Source organism: Arthrobacter sp. NPDC093128, assembly GCF_040683875.1.
Classification (GTDB): Bacteria; Actinomycetota; Actinomycetes; order Actinomycetales; family Micrococcaceae; genus Arthrobacter.
Genome location: NZ_JBFBEY010000001.1, coordinates 194,330 through 219,034, shown reverse-complemented (window position 1 = coordinate 219,034; position 24,705 = coordinate 194,330). Strand labels below are relative to the sequence as shown.

Below are 24,705 nucleotides of genomic sequence, written 5' to 3'. Positions count from 1 at the left end.
CGGAACACGGTTCGAGAATGAACGCATGGGAATCATCGTCGCGAACCTGTTCATCACCCTCGACGGCGTCTACCAGGGGCCCGGCGGCCGCGAAGAGGACACTGAGGGTGGCTTCGCTTTCGGGGGCTGGCAGGCGCCGGTATCCGACAACGAGGCTGAGGCGGCCATCGAGTCCGAGATCAGCAACATCGATGCCCTGCTGCTCGGACGAAAGACCTACGACATCTTCGCTGCATACTGGCCCCACCAGTCCGACGACATCGGCGGCACGCTCAACCGGGTACCGAAATTTGTGGTCTCCAGCAGCCTGACTGATCCCGGCTGGGCCGGCACTACTGTGCTGCCGGATGCCGCCTCCGCAGGACGGCTTCGCGAGGAGTACGGCCAGGTGCACATGTTCGGCAGCGGCGTCCTCATTCGCTCACTGCTGGCGGCGGAGGTGATCGACCGCCTCCACTTCTGGCTCTATCCGGTCACCCTGGGCCAGGGCAAGCGCCTGTTCGACGCCGGCACAATTCCCGCCACGTTCCGCCTCACCGAGCCGGCGCGCACCTTCCCGAAGGGAGCGGTTTCGCTGATCTACGAGCGTGCGGGCGACGTGGAAACGCAGGAAATGGGGGCCACGTAATGGGCAAGGTCATCGCAGCCATCACCACGTCGGTTGACGGCTACATCACCGGCCCCGAGGACGGGCCCGAGTACGGCCTGGGCAAGGGCGGAGAGCGCCTGCACTACTGGGTGATGGGTGGTCCATGGACCTACGACGGCGGACACCACTTCGCGATGAACGGCCCCGACAAGGATTTCTACGACGAGCTCGAAGCGGGCATGGGTGCCGGCATCGTCGGCCGCGGCATGTATGACGCCGCAGGGGCGTGGGGAGGGACGAACCCGTTCCCCGGCCCGCTGTTCGTGCTCACACACCGCCTGCAGGACCAGCCGGAGGGCGCATCCGGTTTTACCTTCGTGTCCGGGCTCGACGAAGCCCTGGTGCAGGCAACCGGGGTAGCCGGAGGCAAAGACGTGTCGATCGGCGGCGGCGCAGATGTGATCCGGCAGGCGCTGGCCGCCGGCCGGGTGGATGAACTGGTGCTGTCGACGGCACCGGTGATCCTTGGCTCCGGCAAACGTCTTTTCGACGGCTTCGATCATGACGTCGACCTCGAAATCGTCAAGGCTGTCAGCTCGACGTTCGCCACGCACGTGCGCTACGCGGTCAAAAGGTAGCGACGTCCCGCACACCCGGGACGCAAAGAACCGGCCCAGCAACGCTGGACCGGTTCTTGCGGAGTTGGCTACAAGCTAGTGCTGGTGGCCTGCGTGCTCGTCCTCGTCGGCCGGCTTTTCGACAACGAGGGTCTCGGTGGTGAGAACCAGCGCTGCGATGGAGGCGGCGTTGCGGAGGGCTGCGCGCGTCACCTTGACGGGGTCGATGACTCCGGCAGCGATGAGGTCTTCGTATTCGCCGGTCTTGGCGTTGAAGCCATGGTGGATGGCGGATTCCGCGACCTTGGCAGCGACGACATAGCCGTCAAAGCCGGCGTTCTGGGCGATCCAGCGCACGGGCTGGACCAGTGCGCGGCGCACGATGCCCACAGCTGCTGCTGCATCACCTTCGAGCGCCGTGACGGCAGGGTCCTCGTCCAGTGCCTTCAGGGCGTGGATGAGGGCGGAACCGCCACCGGCAACGATGCCTTCTTCGAGGGCAGCGCGGGTGGAGGACACGGCGTCCTCGATGCGGTGCTTCTTTTCCTTCAGCTCAACCTCGGTGGCTGCGCCGACCTTGATCACACCGATGCCGCCGGCCAGCTTGGCCAGGCGCTCCTGCAGCTTTTCCTTGTCCCAGTCGGAGTCGGTGCGGGTCAGCTCGGCGCGCAGCTGGGCAACCCGTGCTGCAACGTCCTCTGCCGATCCGGCACCATCAACGATGGTGGTGTTGTCCTTGGTGACCGTGATCCGGCGGGCCGTACCCAGCACCTCAAGGCCAACGGAGTCCAGGCTGAGGCCCAGTTCCGGGGAGACAACCTGTGCACCGGTGAGGGTGGCGATGTCCTGCAGCATTGCCTTGCGGCGGTCACCGAAGCCCGGAGCCTTGACGGCAACGACGTTCAGGGTGCCGCGGATGCGGTTGACGATCAGCGTGGACAGTGCCTCGCCGTCGACGTCTTCGGCAATGATGAACAGCGGCTTGGAGCTCTGCAACGCCTTCTCCAGCAGCGGCAGGAAGTCCTGCACCGAGGAGATCTTGCCCTGGTTGATCAGGATGAGGGCGTCTTCAAGGACAGCTTCCTGGCGTTCCGCGTCGGTGACGAAGTACGGGGACAGGTAGCCCTTGTCGAACTGCATGCCCTCGGTGAGGACCAGTTCGGTCTGCGTGGTGGAGGATTCCTCGATGGTGATCACACCATCCTTGCCGACCTTGCCGAAAGCCTCGGCCAGGAGCTCGCCGATCTCGTCGCTCTGTGCCGAAATGGCGGCGACGTTGGCGACCTGGGTGCCTTCGACCGGGCGGGCGTTCTCGAGCAGGCGGGCAGCAACGGCTTCCACTGAAACCTCGATGCCGCGCTTGATCTGGCCCGGAGCGGCGCCAGCCGCAACGTTGCGCAGGCCTTCCTTGACCAGTGCCTGTGCCAGGACGGTGGCCGTGGTGGTGCCGTCACCGGCAACATCGTTGGTCTTGGTGGCTACTTCCTTGGCCAGCTGTGCGCCAAGGTTTTCGAACGGGTCATCCAGTTCGACTTCACGGGCGATGGTCACGCCGTCGTTCGTGATGGTGGGAGCGCCCCACTTCTTGTCCAGCACGACGTTGCGGCCGCGCGGGCCGAGCGTCACCTTGACCGTGTTGGCGAGCTTGTCGATGCCGGCTTCAAGCGACCGGCGGGCAGCGTCGTTAAACGCAAGCTGCTTTGCCATGGTTTTGTCCTTTCAAGACAGAAACCCCGCGCAGCTGATCTGTCAGACATGCATCAGACTGATCGGCGGCGCGGGGGTCCAAGAGTTACTTTACGACGATCGCCAGAACGTCGCGGGCGGACAGCACGAGGTACTCGGTGCCGCCGGTCTTGACTTCGGTTCCGCCGTACTTGGAGTAGATAACAACGTCGCCGACGGCTACGTCGACCGGAACACGGTTGCCGTCCTCGAAGCGGCCGGGGCCTACTGCGACAACTTCGCCTTCCTGCGGCTTCTCCTGCGCGGAGTCCGGGATAACCAGGCCGGAAGCCGTGGTCTGCTCGGCTTCGAGCGGGCGGACAACAATACGATCCTCAAGAGGCTTAATAGAGACCGACACTCGGACCTCTCCTTCTACGTCAGTAAATTCATGGACTGGAAAACTGTTGCGCCTCGGCATGCAAACCGTCGTCGCGGTGCCGGCAGCAGCGTGGCTGGCAGTTCTCCATGTGTTAGCACCCTCCTAGGGAGAGTGCTAATGATGACTCTATGTAAGTGGTTAGCACTCGGTCAAGGCGAGTGCCAGAATTTCGTCCCCGGTGAACGCTTAGCGCCCTGCCAGGTCCTCAAAGTCGACGTCGTCGCCGTCGTCCGTGTCGTCGTCTTCCGTAACGTTGCGGTTCCGGTAAAGCACGACGGCGGCGGCGAGCGCCGTGACCACCGAGGCAATCAGGAACACCAGTCCGCCCGTGCGGACGGCAGTGTACGACTCGCGGATCTGCCGTGCCTCGTCGGTGGCGTCCTGGATGTTCTTGCCGCCCACCGAGTACACGGTCGCGTTGAAGGAATCCAGGATGAAGATGATCACCAGGAGCGCCAGGCAGAGCACGGCGATGGCGGAACCGGCGATCAGCGCCGGCCTGGCGTACTTCGCAAGGCCCTTTTGTTGGTGGTGGTCATTACTCTCCGGCTGCGGCCCTGCACTGTCTTCCATGCTTCCCACACTATCCGCACCGTGCGTGTCCGCCGCCTCGATTAGGCTTGATGACATGGCTGACGCACCGCAGGACCTGATCGCCCCGCTCCTGACCAGCGAAGGCTGGGAGCTGTTGGCCTCGCTGGGGCCGTACCGGGAGGACGATGCGTTCCGGCTCAATGAATCACTCCGGAAGGCCGGCCACTCCCCCGCCCTGGTGTCGGCGGTCCTCACCCAGTCCCGGCTGCGGACCAAGGCTGAAGCCAAGTTCGGCGAATTTGCCCGCCAGATGATTTTCACGCAGGCGGGGCTGGAGCAGGCCACGCGGCTCAACGTGGCGGCCAGGCACGCGGAACGGTTCGCGACCGCCGGAATTGAGCATGTGGCCGATCTCGGCTGCGGGCTCGGTGCCGATTCCATGGCCTTGGCCTCGATGGACATCAGGGTCACCGCCGTGGAAATGGACGAGACCACTGCCGCCTGCGCCACCATGAACCTGATTCCCTTCCCGCACGCCAGCGTGGTTCACTCCGATGCCACCTCCGTTCCCCTCGACGGCGTGGACGGCGTCTGGCTGGATCCGGCCCGCCGCACCACCTCCAGTTCCGGGACGCGGCGAATCTGGGATCCGGAGGAATTCTCCCCGCCGCTGTCCTTTGTGGAATCCCTTGCAGGGTCGGGACGGGCAGTGGGCGTGAAGATGGGACCGGGCATTCCGCATGATTCCGTCCCGGCGGGCTGCGAGGCGCAGTGGGTTTCCGTGGGCGGCGACGTCACCGAGGTGACTTTGTGGTTCAACGCGGTCAGCCGGCCGGGCATCCGGCGGGCGGCGCTTCTCCTCGGCCCGCAGGGCGCCGCGGAAATCACCAGTGCAGAAGAGTTCGACGCCGGCCCCGTCGCCCCTGTGGGCCCGGTGGAGGGCTACCTCTACGAGCCTGACGGCGCCGTCATCCGGGCCGGCCTCGTGGCGGACGTCGCGGCCCGGCTCGGCGGCCACCTCGTGGACGAACACATCGCCTACATCTGCGCGCCCGAGCTCCTGGATACGCCGTTCGCCAGGGCCTACAAGGTCCTGGAGGTCATGCCCTTCAACGTCAAGGCCCTCAAGGCCTGGGTGAAGCAGCACAACATCGGCGTGCTGGACATCAAGAAACGGGGCACCTCGGTCACCCCGGAGGAACTCCGCAAGCAGCTTCTCGCCGGGGGCGGCAAGGGGTCCAAAGGCAAAAAGACGGCCACCCTGGTCCTCACCAGGATCGGCGAGGACCGGGTGGCCATCTCGGTGGAGCCGGTACAGCCCGGCGCCTAGCCCGCTGCCGGGCCTTCACCGTTGCCGGCGCCTAGCCCGCTGCCTGCTGCCGGGCCTTCTCTGCTACTGCGCCCGCATGAAGTCTTCCGCCGCCCGGACCTGCTCGTCGGTGGGCCGGACACCGGTGTACAGCACGAACTGCTCCAGGGCCTGGATGGTGGCTACTTGTGCTCCGGTGATGACCGTCTTGCCGGCAGCACGGGCCGCCCTGATGAGGGGCGTCTCGGCGGGCAGCGCAACGACGTCGAACACCACCTGCGCGGCGTCCACCGCCTCCGGCGGGAAGGACAGCGAATTGACATCCGGACCGCCGGCCATCCCCACCGGGGTCACGTTGATGATCATGTCCGCCGTGCCGCCCGCATCCGCCGCGGGAAGCTCTGGGCTCCACTTGAACCCGTAGAGGTCCGCGAGCGGTTTACCGGATGATTCGTTGCGGGCGATGATGGTGACGTGCCGGAACCCTGCGTCGCGGAGGGCGGCGGCGGTGGCTTTGGCCATGCCGCCGGAACCCTTGAGCAGCACCGAGTAGTGGGCGGGCACGGCGTTGCGCTGCAGCAGCTGCTCGATCGCCGTGTAGTCGGTGTTGTAGGCCGTGAGGCGGCCGCCGTCGTTCACGATCGTGTTCACCGAGTCGATCGCTTTGGCCGAGGGGTCCATGACGTCAACCAGCGCAATGACGTCTTCCTTATACGGCATGGACACAGCGCAGCCCCGGATGCCCAGGCCCCTGACGCCGGCGATGGCCTGCGCCAGGTCCGTGGGCGCGAAGGCCTTGTAGATCCAGTTCAGGCCCAGCTGCTCATACAGATGGTTGTGGAAACGGGTTCCGTTGTTGCTCGGCCGGGCCGAGAGGGAGATGCACAGGGTCATGTCTTTATTCAGAATTGGCACGTGGTCCATTAAACGCCCGGCAGCCGCAGATCCCCCTTAAGGACAGGGCAGGCCGCGAACTAAGACGGACCGGCCGGCACTATTACGCAGCCGGGCAGCGGCGCTCAGCAACCGCTGCCGGGGGCGAAGGGCCCGACGGCGACAGGCAGCTTTCCGGGGGCGGTCGCCTTTCCCGCCAGGACGGCGGCCAGGGCGTTGAAGGCTTCCTGGCTTCGCCCGTACAGCGCCACCTTGGCCGGCGCTGCCGAACCCGCCAGTGACCACGGCGCATCAAGAGCCACCGCAACATCGCCTTGGGCCGGCGGCTCTTCGTAGCCGATCAGGGTCACGAGGGGGCCTGCGCCGACGGTGATACCGGCCGCACGCGCCGCTTGGACAAAACGTGCCCGGTCCTGTTCACTTCCCCCGGCCAGCCGGACGCTGCCGGGCACCATCGCACCGCGGCACGGTCCGGCAAGGACGGTGACTGCCGCCGCGGAAACACGCTGGGAGAGTCCGGAACCGCTGCCCGGCGCGGCGCCCTGCGGGGCAGGGGTCCGGGCGCGCCACATCATCATCGTCACCACCCGCTGGGCCGCCTCCTCCAGGCGCGGCAGAGGCAGCGTGCCCGATTTGACGGCACTGACCACTGCCGCGTGGGCCGCTGCCACGTCCCCGGGCATCAGCAGCAGGTCCGCACCCGCGGCCAGCGCCCGCGGTGCGGCTGATTCATCGGGGAACTGCTTTTGCACCGCGCCCATGTTGAGCGCGTCCGTCACGGCAACGCCCTTGAAGCCCATGCCGCGCAGGGCCGCGTAGCTCGGTTTGGACAGCGACGCCGGAATTCCCGGTTCCAACGCCGGGACGGAAATGTGGCCGGTCATAATCATGGGCAGGCCGGCATCGATCGCGGCCTGGAACGGTTTCCAGTCCTTCGCCCGGAGCTGCTCCACGGTGGCCTTCTGCACGGGCAGGCTCTCATGCGAATCGACGGCTACGGAACCGTGCCCGGGAAAGTGCTTGGCCGTGGGCAGGAGTCCGGCCGAGAGCATCCCCTGGGCAAAGCCGACGCCAAGGCTGGCCGCCGCGTCCGCGTTCCCGGACATTGACCTGGCGCCGATGGTGGGATCCTGCGGCCCGGCGGTGACATCAGTGGCAGGCGCGAAGTCCGCGTTGAAACCCAGCCCGGCCAGCTCGGAAGCCAACGCCTTGCCGGCATCGGTTGCCAGCGCGGGGTTGCCTGCGGCGCCGTAGCTCATGGGAGCCGGCCATTCCGTCAAGGGAGCTCGGAGCCTGGCCACCACGCCGCCCTCCTGGTCCACCCCCATGATGGCCGGCCAGGTGCGTCCGTCCGCCTCGGCCGCTTTCTGCAGGCGGGCCAGTCCGGCCGCCATGGCGGCGGTGTCCACAGTGCCGTCGGCAGCGCGCGGCACGTTATCGCCCATGACGATTGATCCGCCAAGGTGCAGCCGTTCCATGGTGGCCGCGTGGGCAGCGAAGTCGGTGCCGGCGAAGAACGGCATCAGCACCTGTCCGGCCTTCTGTTCAACGCTCATTTTCGCGACGGCGGTGCGCGCCGCGTCTTCATCCTTCTGCTGCGGGCCCCAGCCCAGTTGCCGCTCCCCCGGGGCGGGTGTGGAAGCTTTCGGGGTTGCCGGGCGGCCCGAAACAACGGGTCCGGAGCGGGAGGCGCTCCCCGACGGCGTTGCCGACGAAGTGTCCGGCGACGTTCCGGAACCGGACGGAGCGGGCACACCGGTGCAGGAGACGGATGCCAGCACTGCCGCCGTCACCGCCAGAGTGGCTGCTGTTTTGGCCACTGTGTTCCTGTGAGCACTTTCACTGCGTCCCTGAGTCCAAGCCATCACCTCGATGCTACCCCTGCACTAGACTTGAACCACCCGTTGCCCGCCCGCAGGCGGCTTCGTCAGGTGACGGCGGAACAGTGAAGGGACCACATGAAGATTGATTTCGCTTCATCCAGGCAATCAACTCTTGGTGTGGAATGGGAGCTGGCCCTGGTCAACGCGCAGACGGGCGAACTGGCCTCGGTGGCCAACGAGGTGCTCCGCGGCGTGGCGGCCAATCACCCTGAGCTCAACGAGGACGATGAACACCCCCACATCAAGCAGGAACTCCTGCTGAACACCGTGGAACTCGTCACCGGCATCTGCGAAACAGTGGCCCAGGCCAAAGCCGACCTCAGCAGTTCCTTGGCAGCAGTCCGGGAAGTCACCGACCCCATGGGCGTCGAAGTCTTCTGCGCCGGAAGCCACCCATTCAGCCCTCCCCAGCTGCAGCCGGTGACGGACAAGGCCCGCTACGCCAAGCTGATCGACCGCACCCAGTGGTGGGGCCGCCAGATGGTCATTTACGGAGTCCACGTGCACGTGGGCCTGGACAGCCGGGACAAGGTCCTGCCGGTCCTGGACGGCCTGGTGAACTACTTCCCGCACTTCCAGGCGCTGTCCGCGTCCAGCCCGTTCTGGGGCGGCGAGGACACCGGCTATGCGTCCCACCGTGCCCTGATGTTCCAGCAGCTTCCCACTGCCGGCCTGCCATTCCAGTTCTCCACCTGGGCAGAGTACGAGTCCTACGTCGAGGACATGTTCACCACCGGAGTGATCGACACCATCTCCGAGATCCGCTGGGACATCCGCCCGGTCCCCAACCTCGGCACCATCGAGATGCGCATCTGCGACGGCCTGGCCACCCTGGAGGAGGTCGGCGCCATCGCAGCCCTGACCCAGTGCCTGGTGGACGAATTCTCCACCACGCTGGACAACGGCGGGACGATTCCCACCATGCCGCCCTGGCATGTTCAGGAGAACAAATGGCGCGCAGCCCGGTACGGCCTCGAGGCGATCATCATCCTCGATGCCCAGGGCAACGAGAAGCTGGTCACCGAGCACCTGCTTGAAACCCTGAACCGGCTCGAACCCGTGGCCGCGAAACTCGGCTGCTCGGACGAACTCGCCGACGTCGAAAAGATCATCAGCCGTGGAGCCGGCTACCAGCGGCAGCGCCGGGTGGCCGCGGAGCACGGCGGCAACCTCCAGGCCGTGGTGCTCGACCTCGTCGGGCAGATGCGGAACGGCCCCACCGCCTGAGGCGCAGCGCCTCCATTCGACCCTGAGGCGGCGCCGCGAAGCAGCGCCGCGCTCCGGCCTTGCCCGGGGCTACGCCGAAACCGTGGTGACCGGCATGGACGAATCCGGGGCGAAGCCGATCCCGCTGGGGTCGATACCCGCCATGACCAACTGGGCCCCCAGGGCGGCCACCATGGCACCGTTGTCAGTGCACAGCGCGAGAGGCGGAACGGTCAGCCTGATCCCGGCCGCGCTGCACCGCTGTTCGGTGAGCTGCCGCAGCCGCGAATTCGCCGCCACGCCGCCACCCAACAGGAGTTCGGTAATGCCGTTTTCCTTGCAGGCGAGCACCGCCTTGGACGTGATGACGTCCACCACTGCCTCCTGGAAGGCAGCCGCGATGTCCGCGACCGGCACCTCTTCCCCGCGGGCTTCGAACTGTTCCACGCAGCGGGCGACGGCGGTCTTCAGTCCGCTGAAGGACCAGTCGTAGCGGTGGGGGCCGGGTTCCTCCGCGCTGCCCATGTACTTGGGCTGCGTCAGTCCGCGCGGGAACCTGATGGCTTTCGCGTTGCCGGTCCGGGCGAGCTTGTCGATGGCCGGCCCGCCCGGATAGCCGAGCCCCAGGAGGCGTGCCACCTTGTCGTAGGCTTCCCCGGCAGCGTCGTCGATCGTGGACCCCAGGAGCTCGACGTCGTCCGTGATGCTCCTGATCCGGAGGATTTCGGTGTGCCCGCCGGAGACCAGCAGGGCGCCCAGGTTCTCCGGCAGCGCGTTGGCCGGCGACGCGTTCTCCGGCGACGAACCGGTGAACGGGCGCGTACCGCCGTCGTCCGGCTGCAGCAGTCCAACGCCGACGTGCGCCACCAGGTGGTTGATGGCATACAGGGGCTTGCCCGTGGCCACGGCGAGCGCCTTGGCGGCGCAGACGCCCACCATCAGGGCCCCTGCCAGCCCCGGCCCGGAGGTGACGGCGATCGCGTCGACGTCGTCGAGGGTTACGCCGGCGTCCGCCAGGGCCTCCTGCAGCGTGGGCACGAAGGCGTCCAGATGCGCACGGGACGCGATCTCGGGGATGACGCCGCCAAACCGTACATGCTCATCCATGGAGGACGAGACCGTGTTGCTGAGCAGGGCGGTTCCGCGAACGATACCCACGCCCGTTTCATCGCAGGAGGACTCGATCCCCAGGACAAGGGGCTGCGTTCGGTTCATGGTGTGTCTGCCTCCGTTGCCGCCAAGTGGTCGGTGGTCGCCTGCGTGCTCCCTTGTCGGGATGCCAGGCCGGACGCAGGGCTGGAGTCCTGCAGCTGGAGCCGCATGATCAGGGCATCAACGCCGTCCCGGTAGTACCTCGGCCGGACGTGGATCTGTTCGAAGCCGAAGCGCCGGTAGAGGCCCTGGGCGCGGGGGTTGTCCGCCCGGACTTCCAGCAGCACGTCCGCCGCGCTGCGCCGCGCGCTTTCCGCTATGAGCTCGGTCAGCAGGGCCGAGCCGATGCCCTTGCCCTCGCATTCGGGTACCACCGCGATGGTCTGCACGTCCGCAATCGGCTCGATGCACATCAGCCCGGCATAGCCCACAATCTCACCGGCAACCTCGGCCACGACGTAATGGCGGGTCTGGGCCTGCGCCAGTTCGTCATGGAACATCCGGAGCGGCCACGCATCCACGGGGAAGAGCCTGCGTTCGAGCATGTGCACGACGGGGATGTCCGCCCCGGACATGGCGCGCAGCGTCACCCCGCCCGGGGCGGTGCCGGATGCGCCGCCAGCGATGCCGTTCACAGTGCACGCTTCCGGGGCCCGGGCACCTGGGCGTCGGACTCGCGGAGATACAGCGGCGTGGAGTCCAGCAGCTGCTCCCCCGCGGCGAGCCTGGCCAGCGCGAACTGCCCCAGGTAGAGCGCATCGGGCTGTTCGGAACTGAAATCCGGATCGGCGCGGAGGACGTCCTCGTAGATGCCCGCGCCGGCACCGTAAGCCGGGAGGTCGGGCAGGCCGGCCGCGAACCCCACGTGCGGTCCGTCCACCAGGCGGGGCAGCTGGCCGTCAGCGAGGGAGTAGCGGGCCCAGTACACCTCTTTGCGCCGGGCGTCGGTTGCCACCAGGAACTCCGGCACGGCGGACGTGGATTCCGCCACTTCCAGTGCCATGGCGTCCAGGCTCATCAGGCCGTACAGGGGTTTGTCCCACACGTAGGCCAGGGTCCGTGCGGTGGCGATCCCGGACCGCAGTCCGGTGAACGGCCCCGGGCCCACGCCGGTCACGATCGCGTCGATGTCCGGGCCGGTGATCCCCGCGTCGGCCAGGAGGGCGTCGATGCCGGGGGCCAGCACTTCGGCGTGGCTGCGGGTGTCCTCGGTGGAGAAACTCGCCAGCACTCCTTCGGGCGCATCGTCCGAAACCAGCGCCGCGCTGGCCACGGCTGAAGTGTCGATGGCAAGGATGAGCATCAGGAGTTCCCTTTCAAGGCGGCAGGCAGCAAGGGCTGCTCAGCCCAGCGCGGGCCGAAGCCGCGGATCACGATGGTGCGGGGCTCGTCGTCGTCGTCCGTGTCGAAGTCCAGCACGCCGTCAGCAGCGCCGTCCGCGCCGTCCGGGGTGGTGGTAAGCGGTAGGGCGGCGCCCAGCGGCCGGTGCAGTTCGACGTCGAGCAGGCTGTCGCTGAGGTGTTCCACCCGGCCCCGGCCCCACTCCACCACCGTTACGGTGCTGTCCATGGTGTTTTCCAGGTCGATGTCATCGATTTCCGCCGCGGACTCCAGCCGGTAGGCGTCCACGTGCACCAGGTCGGGTCCGCCGGGACGCGGCCCGTCCGGAAGGCTGGGGTGGATGCGGACCAGGACAAACGTGGGGGAAATGATGCCGGCCCGCACGCCCAGGCCTTCGCCGAGGCCCTGGGTGAAGGTGGTCTTGCCGGCTCCGAGCTCGCCCGTCAGGATAACCAGGTCGCCCGCCTCGAGGACGGCGCCGAGGGCCGCCGCGAGGGCATGGGTTTCCCCGGCGCTCTGCACTGTCAGGGACAGTTCCCACCGCGGATCGCTCATCGGGCCCCGCCCTGCCCCTCAGCCTGGCCTTCGTTGATGTAGTGCCGCGGAACACGCGGGCTGATCCGGGTCACGATCTCGTAGTTGATGGTGCCGGCCGCCCGGGCCCAGTCGTCCGCCGTCGGCCCGCCGTCGGCGCCGTCGCCGAACAGGACCGCTTCGGCTCCCAGCACGCTGGCTCCGCCGGACGCCACACCGCGGGATCCGAGGTCGATCACCATCTGGTCCATGGCGATCCTGCCCACCACCGGGTAGTTGCGGCCCTCCACACGTACAGGCCCGCCCGTGGCCACCCGCGGCACGCCGTCGGCGTAGCCCATCGGGATCAGCGCCAGGGTACTGGCGCCGACGGTGTGATAGTTGAGCCCGTAGGAGACACCCTGGCCGGCCGGGACGTCCTTGCAGTGCGACACCTTGGTGCGGACGGTCATCGCAGGGCGGAGTCCCAGCTCGGCCGGGGTCTGGCCCTCAAAGGGTGAGAGACCGTAGATCCCGAGGCCCACGCGGACCATATCGAAGTGCGTGTCCGGGCGGGAAAGCGTGGCTGGGGTGTTGGCCAGGTGCCGGACTTCGGGGTCCACCCCGGCGTCCTCGGCGATTGCCAGGACTTCGCGGAAGGCCTTCAGCTGCTCGTCCGTTTCCGGGCGGTGCGGTTCGTCCGCCACGGCAAGGTGGGAGAAGATTCCCACCACGCGGAGCAGGCCCTCGTCCTGGTACTCCATTGCCTCGCCCACCAGGCTGTCCCACGCCTCCAGCGTTGCGCCGTTGCGGCCCAGGCCGGTGTCCACTTTCAGGTGGACGCGCGCGGGGCGTTCCTGCTCCCGGGCGGCCAGGACGATCTTGTCCAGTTCCCAGCCGGAGCAGCCGATGTCGATTCCGGCGGCAACAGCGGCACTGAAGTTGCTCTCCGGGGTGTGCAGCCAGGCCAGGAGGGGGGCCTCGATGCCCGCAGCGCGCAGGGCCAGCGCCTCGGAAATATGCGCTACACCAAGCCAGCGAGCCCCTGCCTCGAGGACTGCCCGGGCCACGGGAACGGCACCGTGCCCGTAGGCATCCGCCTTCACCACGGCCATGACCTTGGCCGGCGACGCCACCGCCGCCACGTGGCGGACGTTGTGCCGGATGGCGTCCAGGTCGATTACTGCTGAGCGTTCATTGGCGGGGCCGGATGTGGAGTCCGGGACGGGCCGGACGTCGCCGCCTGCTGCTGGGTAAGTCACCTTAGTGATTCTAGTGGCGGCGGGCCGGGCGGCTTAATTGGCCTAGGCGTCGGAGAGGTGGGCGATTGTGGCAGTGGCCCGGCGCAGCGCCTGCGGGGGTACATCGCGCACGATCTCCTCCAGGAAGCTGAAGCGCCGCAGCCACTGGCTGCTTTGCCGTTCAGGCCTTGCGTTGGCCCGCTTCCACCAGTCGGCGATGTCGCCCCAGCCTGGCGCGGCAAGGGAACCGCCCACTTCCTGGACCGCCAGGGACGCGCACAGGTTCGCGAACCGGAGCCGGTCCGCCAGCGGCCAGCGCGCCAGGCTGCCCACGATGAACGCCGCGCCGAAGCAGTCCCCGGCCCCGGTGGGGTCATAGGCCGAGACGGGCAGCGACGGCACCCATTCCTCCTCCCCCGTTTCGGAGTCCACGGCCATGGCGCCCTGCGGTCCCAGGGTCACCACCGCCACGGGAACCCGGTCGGCGAGCGCATACAGTGCCGCCCACGGCGTGTCCCTGCCGGTGAAGGCCATGGCCTCGCGCTGGTTGGGCATAAAGGCATGGAAATACTGCAGGTTGTCCAGCCGGGTGGAGGACCATTTGCCGGTGGCGTCCCAGCCGACGTCGCCGAAAAGCTTGACCCCGGCGCTGTGGGCGGCGACGGCCCACGGGGCGAGTTCCTCGTCCAGGTCCGCGACGGCGGCGAGCGCCGCAGGCGGCTCCCCGATCAGCTCCGACGAGGTGACCGGGGCAGGGTGCCCGTGCGTCACCATGGAGCGGTCGTGCTGGACGCTGAGGGATACCGTCACCGGCGAGTGCCAGCCGGGGACACGTTTGGAGAGGGACAGGTCAACATGTTCCTGTGCAGCCAGGATCTTCCAGTTGTAGTCGCCGTAACCGTCGTCACCGAAGGCAGCCGCGAGCCCGGTCCGCAACCCCAGGCGCGCGGCGGCGATGGCCTGGTTGGCCACCCCGCCCGGGCAGCTGCCCATGCCCTCGCTCCAGATCTCCGTGCCCGGCTCCGGCGCGTGGGGCAGCCCGGTGAAGATGATGTCCTGGAAAACCGTCCCGGTCAGGAGCAGATCGAAGCTTCCGTCCGTTGGCGTGCGGACGTGGGAGAGAGGGTCGAACCGGCGCCCTGGTATCGCGTCCATGTTCGGCACACTACGCCCTCGCGCTTGCCCTGCAAAGTGCCGCGCCGGACGGGACCGGGCCCGCGCGGCCTGCCCGGAATAGACTGCGTGTTATGCGGCTCATGATTGCCGGTGGCGGCGGGTTCCGGGTCCCGCTCGTATACCGGGCGCTCTCCTCCGGCCCCTTCGCGGGGCTGGTGCGCGAGCTTGTCCTGTTCGACGTCGACCCCCTGCGGCTCGCCGCGATCAAGGCCGTGCTGTCGTCGATCGGTGCTGGCGCTGCCGGCGCCGGCGCGGCCGGTTCAGGCGCTGCCGGGCCCGGCCCCGCCGTCAGGACAACCACGTCCCTGGCAGACGGGCTCGACGGCACGGACATGGTGTTCGCGGCCATCCGCCCCGGCGGAACCGCGGGCCGGATCGCCGACGAACGCGTGGCCCTCGGCTTGGGCCTCCTGGGCCAGGAAACCACGGGCGCCGGCGGAATCTCCTACGCCCTGCGGTCCATTCCCGGGATGCTGGAGCTGGCCCGTGAGATGAAGCGGCGCTGCCCGGAGGCCTGGCTGGTCAACTTCACCAACCCGGCCGGAATGGTGACGGAGGCGCTGGTCCCCGTGCTGGGCACCAGGGTGATCGGCATCTGCGATTCGGCGGGAGCCCTGGTCCACCGGGCGGCCCGCGCGGCGGGCGCTCCGCTGCCCGAGGGAAAGCTCGACGGCGTGGGCTACTACGGGCTCAACCACCTGGGCTGGCTGTACCGGCTGGAGTCAGGCGGTAAGGACCTGCTGCCCGGGTTACTGGCGGACGCGCAGGCCCTGTCCGGTTTCGAGGAGGGCCGGCTCTTTCCGCAGCCTTTCCTCCAGTCCCTGGGCTGCCTGCCCAACGAGTACCTGTACTACTACTACGACACGGGGCGGGCCGTCGGTGCCATCCGCGCCATGGCGCAGACCCGGGGCGAGTCGATCCACGAGCAGCAGTCCGGGCTGTACCCGGCGCTTGCCGCGGCCGGTCCGCGGGCCTATGACCTCTGGGACGCTGGCCGCCGGTCCCGCGAGGAAGGCTACCTGGCCGAGGCGCGTGCCAGCGGCGAACAGCGGGACGAGGACGACCTCGCCGGCGGCGGGTACGAACGCGTTGCCCTCGGCGTGATGCGTGCCCTGTCCGGGGGCGCTTCCGGCGGGGCTGCCGGCGGTGCACCGGGCCGGGTGTCCGGCGGGGGTGCCGAGCTCATCCTGAACACCCCCAACGCCGGTGCGGTTCCGGGCCTGCCGGCGGACGCCGTCGTCGAGGTCCCCTGCGTGGTGACCCCCGACGGCGCGGTGCCGCTGCCGCAGGACCGGCCGGCCGAGGCGCAACTTGCCCTCATGCAGCGGGTCAAGGAGGTGGAGCGGCTGACGGTGTCTGCGGCGGCGCACGGCCGCCGTGACGACGCCGTCCGGGCCTTCGCGCTCCACCCGCTCATCGGTTCGGACAAGCTCGCCGTCGAACTGCTCGCCGGCTACGAAGCGGCGTTTCCGGCGCTCGGGCTGCTGTGGCGCGGCGGGGATTAGGCGCCGCAGTGCGGATTGGACCCGCAGTACCTACAGCTTCCGGTACATCAGGTGCAGCCCCACATAGCCCAGCGTCGGGTGGTTGAAGGCCTCCGGGATGGTGGCCAGGACCTCGAACCCCATGGCCTGCCAGGCGGCCACCGCGCGGACGTTGCTCTCCACCACGGCGTTGAACTGCATGGCACGGAAGCCTGCCGCCCGGGCCGCGTCCAGCGAGTAGGCGCAGAGCGCCCTGGCCAGCCCCTTGCCGCCGTGCTCGGGGTGGACCATGTAGCCGGCGTTGGCAACGTGGCTGCCTCCCCCGCCCTGGTTGGCATGCAGTTCGCCCGTCCCCAGCACCTGACCGTCGCGGACGGCCACGAATGCCTGGCCGGGGGCGTCCTTGAACCAGCGGGCCCGGGCGTCGTCCTCCGTGGTGCCGCGGTCCCAGGTGAAGGTGTCGCCGGCCCTGATGACGGGTTCCAGGATGGCCCACATGCCGGGCCAGTCCGCGGCTGTAGCGGGACGGATTTCGATGCCAGCCGCGTGCTTGTTTGACCCTGCGGTTGCGTCTGCGGTTGCGCTCACAACCGCCACGTTAGCAGGAGGGCCGCGGACGCTGAGCGCAGGACGCCGGGCGCTGTGAAGGACGGGTCGGTACAGGAGTACTGTTTTATCGGATGCAGTTCCGCCAGTTGAAGGGAGAGCCGTGACTCTGATCCGCCGTGTCGCATTCCTTTCGCTGCACACCTCGCCCATGGAACAGCCCGGTTCCGGTGACGCCGGCGGCATGAACGTCTACGTGCGGGGGCTGGCCTCGGCGCTCGCCGCAACCGGCGTGGAAGTGGAGATCTTCACGCGGTCAACGTCCTCGGAACAACCCGCCGTCGAGCACCCGGACCCCGGCGTGTGCGTCCACAACGTGATCTCCGGCCCGCCGCGGAAGCTGCCCAAAGAGGAACTTCCGGGACTGCTGCACAGCATGGTGGCAGAGATTGAGCGCATCCGGCAGCGTCAGCCGCACGGCCGCTACGACGTCATCCATTCGCATTACTGGGTTTCCGGGGTGGCCGGCCTGGAGCTTTCCAACCTCTGGGGCGTGCCGCTGGTGCACACGATGCACACGATGGCCAAGGTCAAGAACCTCCTCCTGCACTCCGGCGAGAAGCCCGAACCGCGGCGGCGGGAGGACGGCGAACACCGGATTGTGGACGGCGCAGCGCGGCTGATCGCGAACACCCCGGCCGAGGCCGCCGAGCTCGTCTCGCACTACAACGCCGACTTCGACCAAATCGACGTTGCTCCCCCGGGCGTGGACCTGACCGTGTTCAGCCCGGCGTTCCGGACCCGTTCCCGGGCACAGCTCGGAGTGCCAAACGGCAAATTCCATCTGCTGTTCGCCGGCCGGATCCAGCGGCTCAAAGGCCCGCAGATCCTCATCCAGGCAGCCGCTCTGCTCCGCTCGCGCCGTCCGGAGATCGACCTCCAGCTGACCATCCTCGGCGCCCTCAGCGGGGCCAAGGACTTCGACCTCAAGTCGCTGATCCACGCTGCCGGAATGGACGACGTCGTCACCCACCATCCGCCGGTCAACGCACCGGAGCTGGCCGCCTGGTTCCGCTCCGCCGACGTTGTGGTGATGCCGTCCTACAGCGAATCCTTCGGGCTGGTGGCGCTGGAGGCCCAGGCCTGCGGGACACCCGTGGTTGCCACCCGGGTTGGCGGACTCTCCAGGGCCATTTTCGACGGACGGACCGGCCTGCTGGTGGACGGGCACAAGGCCGCGGACTGGGCGGATGTCTTCGAGGCGCTCTACGACGATCCCGCCACACGCGAGGACATGGGGCGGGCTGCAGCGCTGCACGCCCAGAACTTCGGCTGGCAGCGGACCGCCGCCATCACGCTGGAAAGCTACCACGCCGCCGTCGACCAGTACGTTGATAGTCACAGAGTTCCGGTGGGCCACACGCCCTAAGCCGGGTAGCGCCGGGCGGGAACCCCCGAACGGCTTTCCCTGAAGCCACGAACTGAAGGACAAGGATGTCTGACACCAACGCCATGAGTGACCTCGAAATCGCCCAACGGGCCACCATGCGGCCCATCGGGGAGATCGCCGCCGCGGCGGGCATCAATGCCGACGCCCTGGAACTCTATGGCCGGTACAAGGCAAAGATCGACCCGGCGAAGCTCACGGACCCGGCCGGTGCGCCTGCCCGCCGGCCTGGCAGGGTGGTGCTCGTCTCGGCCATGTCCCCCACGCCGGCAGGAGAAGGGAAATCCACCACAACGGTGGGCCTGGCGGATTCGCTGGCCCGGGCGGGGCAGAAGGTGATGATTGCGCTGCGCGAGCCGTCCCTGGGTCCCATCCTCGGCATGAAGGGCGGCGCCGCTGGCGGAGGGTTTTCCCAGGTACTGCCCATGGATGAGATCAACCTGCATTTCACCGGCGACTTCCACGCCATCACCTCCGCGAACAACGCGCTCATGGCATTGGTGGACAACCATATTTTCCAGGGCAACGAACTCAACATCGATCCCCGCCGGATGACCTTCAAGCGGGTGCTGGACATGAACGACCGCTCGCTCCGCGAAGTGGTGATCGGTCTCGGCGGGCCTGTCCAGGGCGTTCCGCGTCAGGACAGTTTCGACATCACCGCGGCGTCCGAGATTATGGCGGTCTTCTGCCTTGCCACGGACATTGCCGACCTCCGTGCCAGGCTTGGCCGCATCACCTTCGGCTACACCTATGACCGTGAGCCCGTGACGGTGGCCGACCTGGGGGTCCAGGGCGCGCTGACCATGCTGCTCCGGGATGCCATCAAGCCCAACCTCGTGCAGACCATCGCCGGCACCCCGGCGCTGGTGCACGGCGGGCCCTTCGCCAACATCGCGCACGGCTGCAATTCGCTGGTCGCCACCCAGACGGCCCGCCGGCTGGCGGACATCGTGGTCACCGAGGCCGGTTTCGGCGCGGACCTCGGGGCCGAAAAGTTCATGGACATCAAGGCGAGGGTGGCGGACGTGGCACCGTCCGCCGTCGTGCTCGTAGCCACCGTGCGGGCGCTGAAGATGCACGGAGGGGTGGCCAAGGACCGGCTGAAGGAGCCCAACGTGGAGGCCCTTGCAACCGGCGTGGCCAACCTCCGGCGGCACATCCGCAACGTGGAGAAGTTCGGGATCACCCCGGTGGTGGCCGTCAACAAGTTCGCCACGGACACGCAGGAAGAGCTCGACTGGCTACTGGAGTGGTGTGCCGGCGAGGGCGTGCAGGCTGCTGTGGCCGATGTCTGGGGCCGCGGCGGCGGCGGGGACGGCGGCGACGACCTCGCCGCCAAGGTGCTCGCAGCACTCGACGCTCCGCACAGCTTCCGCCACCTGTATCCGCTCGAACTCTCTGTGGAAGACAAGATCCGGACCATCGTGCAGGAAATCTACGGGGCCGACGGCGTGGACTTCTCCGTCCCTGCCCTCAAACGCCTGGCCGACATCGAGAAGAACGGCTGGGCCGGTTTGCCGGTATGCATGGCCAAGACGCAGTACTCATTCAGCGACGACGCCGCCAAACTGGGCGCGCCCAAAGGCTTCACGGTCCACGTCCGCGACCTCATCCCGAAGACGGGCGCAGGGTTCATCGTCGCGCTGACGGGCGCGGTGATGACAATGCCCGGCCTGCCCAAGGTTCCCGCGGCCATGCGGATGGACGTGGACGACGCCGGCAGGCCCGTGGGCCTCTTCTAGACGCTCTCTCACTTCCTGCCGCCTTTCCCCGACGCTCTCTCACTTCCTGCACCCTTTTCCCCGACGCTCTCTCACTTCCGGTGCGCCCAAGAGCTGCCTGTGGATATCTTCTGCGGCGTCATCGAGTTTCGGGTCACAATGCCAGCATGGAAAAGTGCAACGATCTGCCCGGGCTGCTGGCGACTGCTCCGTTCACCTTGGATTCGGCGCGATCCTCAGGAGTCTCCACGGACCGGCTGCGGCGAAAAGACGTGGTCCATGTTGGACGCGGACTCTACCGTCCCTCGGACTGGAGCTTTGAACTGGAAGGCGCGGCACGGGCGCTATCTGCCGCATCGCCCGGCGCCTGGATCTCACACGTCACCGCAGCACGGCTTCGATGCCAGCTGTTGCCGCCCTGGCTGGCGGACTCGACGGAGCTCCATCTGAGCAAGCCCAGGTCCCTACCCTCGGTGCGCCGCAAGGGCGTAGTTGGCCATACGCTTTTTGCCCGCGACGATGAGGTTGAATCGATCGACGGCATCCGCGTCAGCACCCGATCGCGGACGTGGCTGGACCTGGCGCGGCAGCTGTCGATACGTGACCTCGTATGCATGGGCGATCAGCTCATCCGCATTCCGCGAGTGGACTTCGAGGGCCGGACGCAGCCCTACGACACCTTGGACGGGCTCCGGTCCCTGGTCGGCCGCCATCCAAACCTGCAGGGCATTGTCCGCGCCAGGGAAGCCCTGGACCTGATGCGCGTCGGGGCGGACTCCGCGCCCGAATCTCTGCTCCGCTTGGCGATGGCCGATGCCGGCCTGCCTGAACCGGATCTCCAGCTGGCATTGCGGGACACTGACGCCATGTCCCCGAGCGCCGATCTCGGTTACCGTCACCGGCGGATCGCCATCCAGTACGACGGCGAGCATCACCTTCTTGACGCCCAATCCCTTAGTGACAGGCGGAGAAACAAGGCGTTCGAATCGGCAGGTTGGACAGTCCTGATATTCGACAAGGGCGATCACGCTGACGGCTTCCAACGTGCCATCGGGAAGATCAAGCGGACGCTGCGCACGGCGTGGCTGGATCATCCCCAGTCATCCGGCTTCGCCGACGCGGGGTGAGAGAGCGTCCCGCCAAAACCCACCAAAAGTGAGAGAGGGTCGGCCCTAAACACGCAGAAAGTGAGAGAGCGTCTGGTCCTTTGAACCGCCCGATGCGACCGTGCGGCCGCCACGCTTGAGCGAAACGAACACCACCACAACGCTGAGCGCCACCAGTCCGGCGACGTATGCCGCGGTGGCCGGATCCTCGGCGAGGAGCTGCGGAATGGCCCGGCCCGGCACGGCAACGGCAAAGACGAACGCCACGGCTATGCCGATGTAGCTGCCGATCATGTTCCCCAGGTGCGACGGGATGTTGCGGCGGATGGCGCTGACAAGGCCAAGTGTGACCGTCACGATGGTGAAGGCGGACAGCCCGTGCAGCCAGGTGAAATGCCCGGCCGTCACGATCCAGAAACTGCTGAAGCAGACGTAGTACATGGCTGCAACCCACAGGTAACCCATGGTGCGGTGGATGCGGTCACGGCGTCGGCGAAGGATTTGGAAGGGGCCGATCGCGAGCACGAACAGTGCGGCGATCACGTGGCTGACAAGCAGTACATTCCAGTGCTCCATAGTTTTAGGATAGAGCCACTATCCAAGGCATGTACATCAGGATAGTTGGCGCCGGATCCGCTATCCAACGGATCCGGACCTCTGCGGAAAAGAGGGCAGCGTGCAGCTCAAGGAGCTAAGCGGGCAATCGGGAGTATCGGCCGCCAGCATCAAGTACTACCTGCGCGAGGGCCTGTTGCCGGCCGGCGGGACCGTCCACGCAACCCGCGCGGAGTATTCCGCCAGGCACGTCGAGCGTCTGAAATTGATCCAGGCCCTCCGCCGGATAGTCGGGCTGAACATCGAGCAGATCCGCGGCCTCCTCAAAATGGCCGACGACGGCGCCCCGCGCCTTGCGCTCCTGGCGGCGGTTCAGCACGTGGTGCTTCACCTCGAAAGCGCCACCAGCGGCGACGTCCCCACACCGGTGGCTGACGCCGTCGTGCGTCTCCGGAACTGGCCCAATTACCCAAGCGACGCCCGAAACGCTTTGAACGCCCATCTGGAACTGATGGAAAGCCTCAACATCACGGTGTCCGGCGAACTCCTGGACACCTACAGCAAGGCCATGGATGACGTCGCCGGGCTGGATATTGCTGCCACGACCGCTCCGGAGAGCGTCGACCAACTGATTCTCACCGCGGCCGTGGGCATGCACATGCACAGCCAGCTGCTGCTGAAGCTCCTCGCCCTGGCCCAGGCCAGCCACGCCATCCGGCGCTACGAACACGGCGCTTAAGCCACAACGCTCCCCCACCAAAGTGAGAGAGCGTCGTGCGAAATCCCGCAGAAAGTGAGAGAGCGTCCCAGGAATTCGTGCAGGATGTGAGAGAGCGTCGTGGAAGAGGGCTCAGCGCTCCAGGTCTCCGCGGATGAAGGCCTCAACCTTGTCACGGGCGAGGTCGTCGTTGAACTGCTCCGGCGGGGACTTCATGAAGTAGCTGGAAGCGGAGAGCAGCGGGCCGCCGATGCCGCGGTCCAGGCCGATCTTGGCGGCGCGGATGGCGTCGATGATCACGCCGGCGGAGTTGGGTGAGTCCCATACCTCCAGCTTGTATTCGAGCGACACCGGCGCGTCGCCGAAGTTGCGGCCTTCGAGGCGGACGAAGGCCCACTTGCGGTCGTCGAGCCACTGGACGTAGTCGGACGGGCCGATGTGGACGTCCTTGGCGGCCAGTTCGGCTTCGACGTTGGAGGTGACGGCCTGGGTCTTGGAGATCTTCTTGGACTCGAGGCGGTCGCGTTCCAGCATGTTCTTGAAGTCCATGTTGCCGCCGACGTTGAGCTGGTACGTGCGGTCCAGCGTGACGCCGCGGTCTTCGAAGAGCTTGGCCATGACGCGGTGCGTGATGGTGGCACCGATCTGGCTCTTGATGTCGTCGCCCACGATCGGCACGCCGGCGGCGGTGAACTTGTCCGCCCACGCCTTGGTGCCCGCGATGAAGACCGGCAGGGCGTTGACGAAGGCCACACCGGCGTCGATAGCGGCCTGGGCGTAGAACTCGGCGGCTTCCTGCGACCCGACGGGCAGGTAGCAGACCATAACGTCAACCTTGGCGTCCTTGAGGGCCTGGACAACGTCGACCGGCTCTGCCGGGGACTGCTCGATGGTTTCGAGGTAGTACTTGCCGAGGCCGTCCAGGGTGTGGCCACGCTGGACGGTGACACCGGTGGGCGGAACGTCGGCAATTTTGATGGTGTTGTTTTCGCTGGCCAGGATGGCGTCGGCCAGGTCAACGCCGACCTTCTTGCCGTCGACATCGAAGGCTGCAACGAACTGGACATCGTTGACGTGGTACTTGCCGAACTCCACGTGCATCAGACCGGGAATCGTTGCCTGGGGGTCGGCATCCCGGTAGTAATGGACACCCTGGACCAGGGATGCGGCGCAGTTACCCACACCGACAATGGCAACACGAATCGGATTTGAAGACACGGAACTCCTTTGAGAACAAACTTCACGTACCCGGCGCGGCCGCACTCTGATGTGCGGCGGCGGCTGATGGGCACAGCGCCATGGGGCGCCCTTGCATTCTAACTAACACCGCCGGGGCCGGAGATGTTCCCGGCCCCGGCCATCCGTCAGGGACAGTTCTGTTACGCGCGCTGTTTTACGCGCGCCCTGCTACGCGTTGGCTACTTCTGCGCCCAGAGGTTGATATCGGATTCGACGGCGAACTCGTCGATCGCCGTCAGCTCCTCCTGCGAGAACGCCAGGTTGTTGATGGCGGACAGCGTGTCTTCCAACTGCGTGACGCTGGACGCCCCCACCAGTGCGGACGTGACGGGTGTGCCCCTGGGCTGGTCGCGGAGGATCCAGGCGATGGCCATCTGTGCCAGCGACTGCCCGCGGTCCATGGCGATTTTGTTGAGTCCGCGGACCCGGTCCAGCTTGTCCTCGGTCAGTGCCGATTCGGACAGGAACCGTTCCTTCGCTGCACGTGAATCGGCCGGGATGCCGTTCAGGTAGCGGTCCGTCAGCATGCCCTGCGCCAGCGGGGAGAACGCGATGGAACCGGCGCCCACCTCTTCGAGCGCCTCATACAGGTTCGGCGTCCCGTTCTCGGTCCAGCGGTTCAGCATGGAATAGCTGGGCTGGTGGATGAGCAGCGGGGTGCCGAGTTCCTTCAGGATCCGGGCTGCCTGGACGGTCTGCTCGGGCGTGTAGGAGGAGATGCCCGCGTACAGCGCCTTGCCTGAACGCACGGCATAGTCCAGTGCCCCCATGGTTTCCTCCATGGGCGTCTCCGGATCCGGGCGGTGGCTGTAGAAGATGTCCACGTAGTCCAGGCCCATGCGCTGCAGGGACTGGTCCAGGCTGGAGATCAGGGACTTGCGGGAGCCCCACTCGCCGTACGGGCCGGGCCACATGTAGTAGCCGGCCTTGGTGGAGATGACGAGCTCGTCACGGTACGGCTTGAAGTCGTCCTGCAGGTGGCGGCCGAAGTTGGTTTCGGCGGAGCCGTCCGGCGGGCCGTAGTTGTTGGCAAGGTCGAAGTGCGTGACGCCCAGGTCGAAGGCGCGGCGGAGGATGGCGCGCTGCTCATCAAACCGCTTGTCGTCGCCGAAGTTGTGCCAGAGCCCAAGGGAGATGGCCGGAAGTTTCAGGCCGCTGCGTCCGACGCGGCGGTAGGGCATGGATTCATAGCGGTTGTCCGCTGCCGAATAAGTCATACTATCTATCCTGCCAGCTGTGACGCAGGCTACAGCCAACAAGTCCGTTGTTACGCCGCGGGCAGACACAAACAGCCCGCGGCGTAACAGGTGACGCAAACAAAACC

Annotated in this window: 24 protein-coding genes; 9 read left to right on the top strand and 15 right to left on the bottom strand. The window is 67.2% G+C overall.

Going from position 1 to position 24,705, the window contains the following annotated elements; genetic code table 11:
* Nucleotides 1–25: 25 nt before the first annotated feature.
* Both AB0N24_RS01105 and AB0N24_RS01100 read left to right on the top strand, forming a co-directional pair.
* Nucleotides 26–628, top strand: a complete 603-nt coding sequence (locus AB0N24_RS01105; RefSeq protein ID WP_364119256.1) for a dihydrofolate reductase family protein — start codon at nucleotides 26–28, stop codon at nucleotides 626–628.
* Nucleotides 628–1,227, top strand: coding sequence for a dihydrofolate reductase family protein (locus AB0N24_RS01100; RefSeq protein ID WP_364119253.1), 600 nt, complete (start codon nucleotides 628–630; stop codon nucleotides 1,225–1,227). The genes AB0N24_RS01105 and AB0N24_RS01100 overlap by 1 nt, the downstream gene beginning before the upstream one ends.
* 75 nt (nucleotides 1,228–1,302) lie before the next feature.
* Here AB0N24_RS01100 and groL read toward each other — a convergent pair whose 3' ends face one another.
* The 3 genes from groL to AB0N24_RS01085 all read right to left on the bottom strand — a co-directional run bounded on the left by groL (nucleotide 1,303) and on the right by AB0N24_RS01085 (nucleotide 3,886).
* Nucleotides 1,303–2,913 carry a chaperonin GroEL gene (gene groL / locus AB0N24_RS01095; protein WP_104172096.1) on the bottom strand — a complete coding sequence of 537 codons (1,611 nt, stop codon included), beginning with the start codon at nucleotides 2,911–2,913 and terminating at the stop codon, nucleotides 1,303–1,305.
* Between the two features lie 85 nt (nucleotides 2,914–2,998).
* Complete coding sequence (groES, locus tag AB0N24_RS01090) at nucleotides 2,999–3,292, bottom strand: co-chaperone GroES (protein ID WP_003805290.1); 294 nt, start codon at nucleotides 3,290–3,292, stop codon at nucleotides 2,999–3,001.
* 207 nt (nucleotides 3,293–3,499) lie between these two features.
* A complete protein-coding gene (locus AB0N24_RS01085) occupies nucleotides 3,500–3,886 on the bottom strand; it encodes a hypothetical protein (protein WP_364119249.1) in 387 nt (128 codons plus the stop codon).
* Nucleotides 3,887–3,941: 55 nt separating this feature from the next.
* On the opposite strand from AB0N24_RS01085, the gene AB0N24_RS01080 reads away from it, so the two are divergent.
* Entirely contained in the window at nucleotides 3,942–5,177 is a 1,236-nt protein-coding gene (locus tag AB0N24_RS01080) for a class I SAM-dependent methyltransferase (RefSeq protein ID WP_364119246.1), read from the top strand.
* 63 nt (nucleotides 5,178–5,240) lie between these two features.
* Here AB0N24_RS01080 and AB0N24_RS01075 read toward each other — a convergent pair whose 3' ends face one another.
* Both AB0N24_RS01075 and AB0N24_RS01070 read right to left on the bottom strand, forming a co-directional pair.
* Nucleotides 5,241–6,071, bottom strand: coding sequence for a shikimate 5-dehydrogenase (locus AB0N24_RS01075; protein ID WP_364119243.1), 831 nt, complete (start codon nucleotides 6,069–6,071; stop codon nucleotides 5,241–5,243).
* Between the two features lie 104 nt (nucleotides 6,072–6,175).
* Nucleotides 6,176–7,606: a glycoside hydrolase family 3 N-terminal domain-containing protein gene (locus AB0N24_RS01070; RefSeq protein WP_364119721.1), complete on the bottom strand. Its 1,431-nt coding sequence runs from the start codon at nucleotides 7,604–7,606 to the stop codon at nucleotides 6,176–6,178.
* Between the two features lie 402 nt (nucleotides 7,607–8,008).
* On the opposite strand from AB0N24_RS01070, the gene AB0N24_RS01065 reads away from it, so the two are divergent.
* Nucleotides 8,009–9,160, top strand: a complete 1,152-nt coding sequence (locus AB0N24_RS01065) for a glutamate--cysteine ligase (protein ID WP_364119240.1) — start codon at nucleotides 8,009–8,011, stop codon at nucleotides 9,158–9,160.
* Nucleotides 9,161–9,229: 69 nt separating this feature from the next.
* Here AB0N24_RS01065 and tsaD read toward each other — a convergent pair whose 3' ends face one another.
* Genes tsaD through AB0N24_RS01035 form a run of 6 tightly spaced genes read right to left on the bottom strand, consistent with a single transcriptional unit; the run spans nucleotide 9,230 to nucleotide 14,541 of the window.
* Nucleotides 9,230–10,354, bottom strand: a complete 1,125-nt coding sequence (gene tsaD, locus AB0N24_RS01060) for a tRNA (adenosine(37)-N6)-threonylcarbamoyltransferase complex transferase subunit TsaD (RefSeq protein WP_364119237.1) — start codon at nucleotides 10,352–10,354, stop codon at nucleotides 9,230–9,232.
* Nucleotides 10,351–10,866 (bottom strand): ribosomal protein S18-alanine N-acetyltransferase, encoded by a 516-nt coding sequence (rimI, locus tag AB0N24_RS01055; RefSeq protein ID WP_364119718.1) that lies wholly within the window; start codon nucleotides 10,864–10,866, stop codon nucleotides 10,351–10,353. The genes tsaD and rimI overlap by 4 nt, the downstream gene beginning before the upstream one ends.
* A 56-nt stretch (nucleotides 10,867–10,922) precedes the next feature.
* Nucleotides 10,923–11,594 carry a tRNA (adenosine(37)-N6)-threonylcarbamoyltransferase complex dimerization subunit type 1 TsaB gene (gene tsaB, locus AB0N24_RS01050; protein ID WP_364119234.1) on the bottom strand — a complete coding sequence of 224 codons (672 nt, stop codon included), beginning with the start codon at nucleotides 11,592–11,594 and terminating at the stop codon, nucleotides 10,923–10,925.
* The gene (gene tsaE / locus AB0N24_RS01045; RefSeq protein WP_364119232.1) at nucleotides 11,594–12,187 is read right to left on the bottom strand and encodes a tRNA (adenosine(37)-N6)-threonylcarbamoyltransferase complex ATPase subunit type 1 TsaE; all 594 of its coding nucleotides are present in this window, start codon (nucleotides 12,185–12,187) and stop codon (nucleotides 11,594–11,596) included. Before tsaE ends, tsaB begins: the two co-directional genes overlap by 1 nt.
* Nucleotides 12,184–13,407, bottom strand: coding sequence for an alanine racemase (gene alr, locus AB0N24_RS01040; RefSeq protein WP_364119229.1), 1,224 nt, complete (start codon nucleotides 13,405–13,407; stop codon nucleotides 12,184–12,186). Before alr ends, tsaE begins: the two co-directional genes overlap by 4 nt.
* 42 nt (nucleotides 13,408–13,449) lie before the next feature.
* The gene (locus AB0N24_RS01035; protein ID WP_214953876.1) at nucleotides 13,450–14,541 is read right to left on the bottom strand and encodes a PfkB family carbohydrate kinase; all 1,092 of its coding nucleotides are present in this window, start codon (nucleotides 14,539–14,541) and stop codon (nucleotides 13,450–13,452) included.
* A 92-nt stretch (nucleotides 14,542–14,633) separates the two neighbouring features.
* Between AB0N24_RS01035 and AB0N24_RS01030 the strand changes: the two genes are divergently transcribed.
* Nucleotides 14,634–16,067: a 6-phospho-beta-glucosidase gene (locus tag AB0N24_RS01030; RefSeq protein WP_364119226.1), complete on the top strand. Its 1,434-nt coding sequence runs from the start codon at nucleotides 14,634–14,636 to the stop codon at nucleotides 16,065–16,067.
* Between the two features lie 30 nt (nucleotides 16,068–16,097).
* Here AB0N24_RS01030 and AB0N24_RS01025 read toward each other — a convergent pair whose 3' ends face one another.
* Nucleotides 16,098–16,634: a GNAT family N-acetyltransferase gene (locus AB0N24_RS01025; RefSeq protein ID WP_364119223.1), complete on the bottom strand. Its 537-nt coding sequence runs from the start codon at nucleotides 16,632–16,634 to the stop codon at nucleotides 16,098–16,100.
* 121 nt (nucleotides 16,635–16,755) lie between these two features.
* Between AB0N24_RS01025 and mshA the strand changes: the two genes are divergently transcribed.
* The 3 genes from mshA to AB0N24_RS01010 all read left to right on the top strand — a co-directional run bounded on the left by mshA (nucleotide 16,756) and on the right by AB0N24_RS01010 (nucleotide 20,890).
* Nucleotides 16,756–18,021: a D-inositol-3-phosphate glycosyltransferase gene (mshA, locus tag AB0N24_RS01020; protein WP_364119220.1), complete on the top strand. Its 1,266-nt coding sequence runs from the start codon at nucleotides 16,756–16,758 to the stop codon at nucleotides 18,019–18,021.
* 65 nt (nucleotides 18,022–18,086) lie between these two features.
* Entirely contained in the window at nucleotides 18,087–19,784 is a 1,698-nt protein-coding gene (locus AB0N24_RS01015; RefSeq protein ID WP_364119218.1) for a formate--tetrahydrofolate ligase, read from the top strand.
* Nucleotides 19,785–19,930: 146 nt separating this feature from the next.
* Nucleotides 19,931–20,890, top strand: a complete 960-nt coding sequence (locus AB0N24_RS01010; RefSeq protein ID WP_364119215.1) for a hypothetical protein — start codon at nucleotides 19,931–19,933, stop codon at nucleotides 20,888–20,890.
* Nucleotides 20,891–20,935: 45 nt separating this feature from the next.
* Here the strand turns inward: AB0N24_RS01010 and AB0N24_RS01005 are convergent, their stop codons facing one another.
* Entirely contained in the window at nucleotides 20,936–21,445 is a 510-nt protein-coding gene (locus tag AB0N24_RS01005) for a DUF2306 domain-containing protein (RefSeq protein WP_364119213.1), read from the bottom strand.
* A 100-nt stretch (nucleotides 21,446–21,545) separates the two neighbouring features.
* Here AB0N24_RS01005 and AB0N24_RS01000 point away from each other — a divergent pair, with 100 nt between their 5' ends.
* A complete protein-coding gene (locus tag AB0N24_RS01000; RefSeq protein WP_364119210.1) occupies nucleotides 21,546–22,163 on the top strand; it encodes a MerR family transcriptional regulator in 618 nt (205 codons plus the stop codon).
* 111 nt (nucleotides 22,164–22,274) lie between these two features.
* On the opposite strand, the gene AB0N24_RS00995 is transcribed toward AB0N24_RS01000, so the two are convergent.
* Nucleotides 22,275–23,360, bottom strand: coding sequence for an inositol-3-phosphate synthase (locus AB0N24_RS00995; RefSeq protein ID WP_104172081.1), 1,086 nt, complete (start codon nucleotides 23,358–23,360; stop codon nucleotides 22,275–22,277).
* A gap of 200 nt (nucleotides 23,361–23,560) precedes the next feature.
* Nucleotides 23,561–24,598, bottom strand: coding sequence for an L-glyceraldehyde 3-phosphate reductase (gene mgrA / locus AB0N24_RS00990; protein ID WP_364119206.1), 1,038 nt, complete (start codon nucleotides 24,596–24,598; stop codon nucleotides 23,561–23,563).
* Nucleotides 24,599–24,705 lie beyond the last annotated feature (107 nt).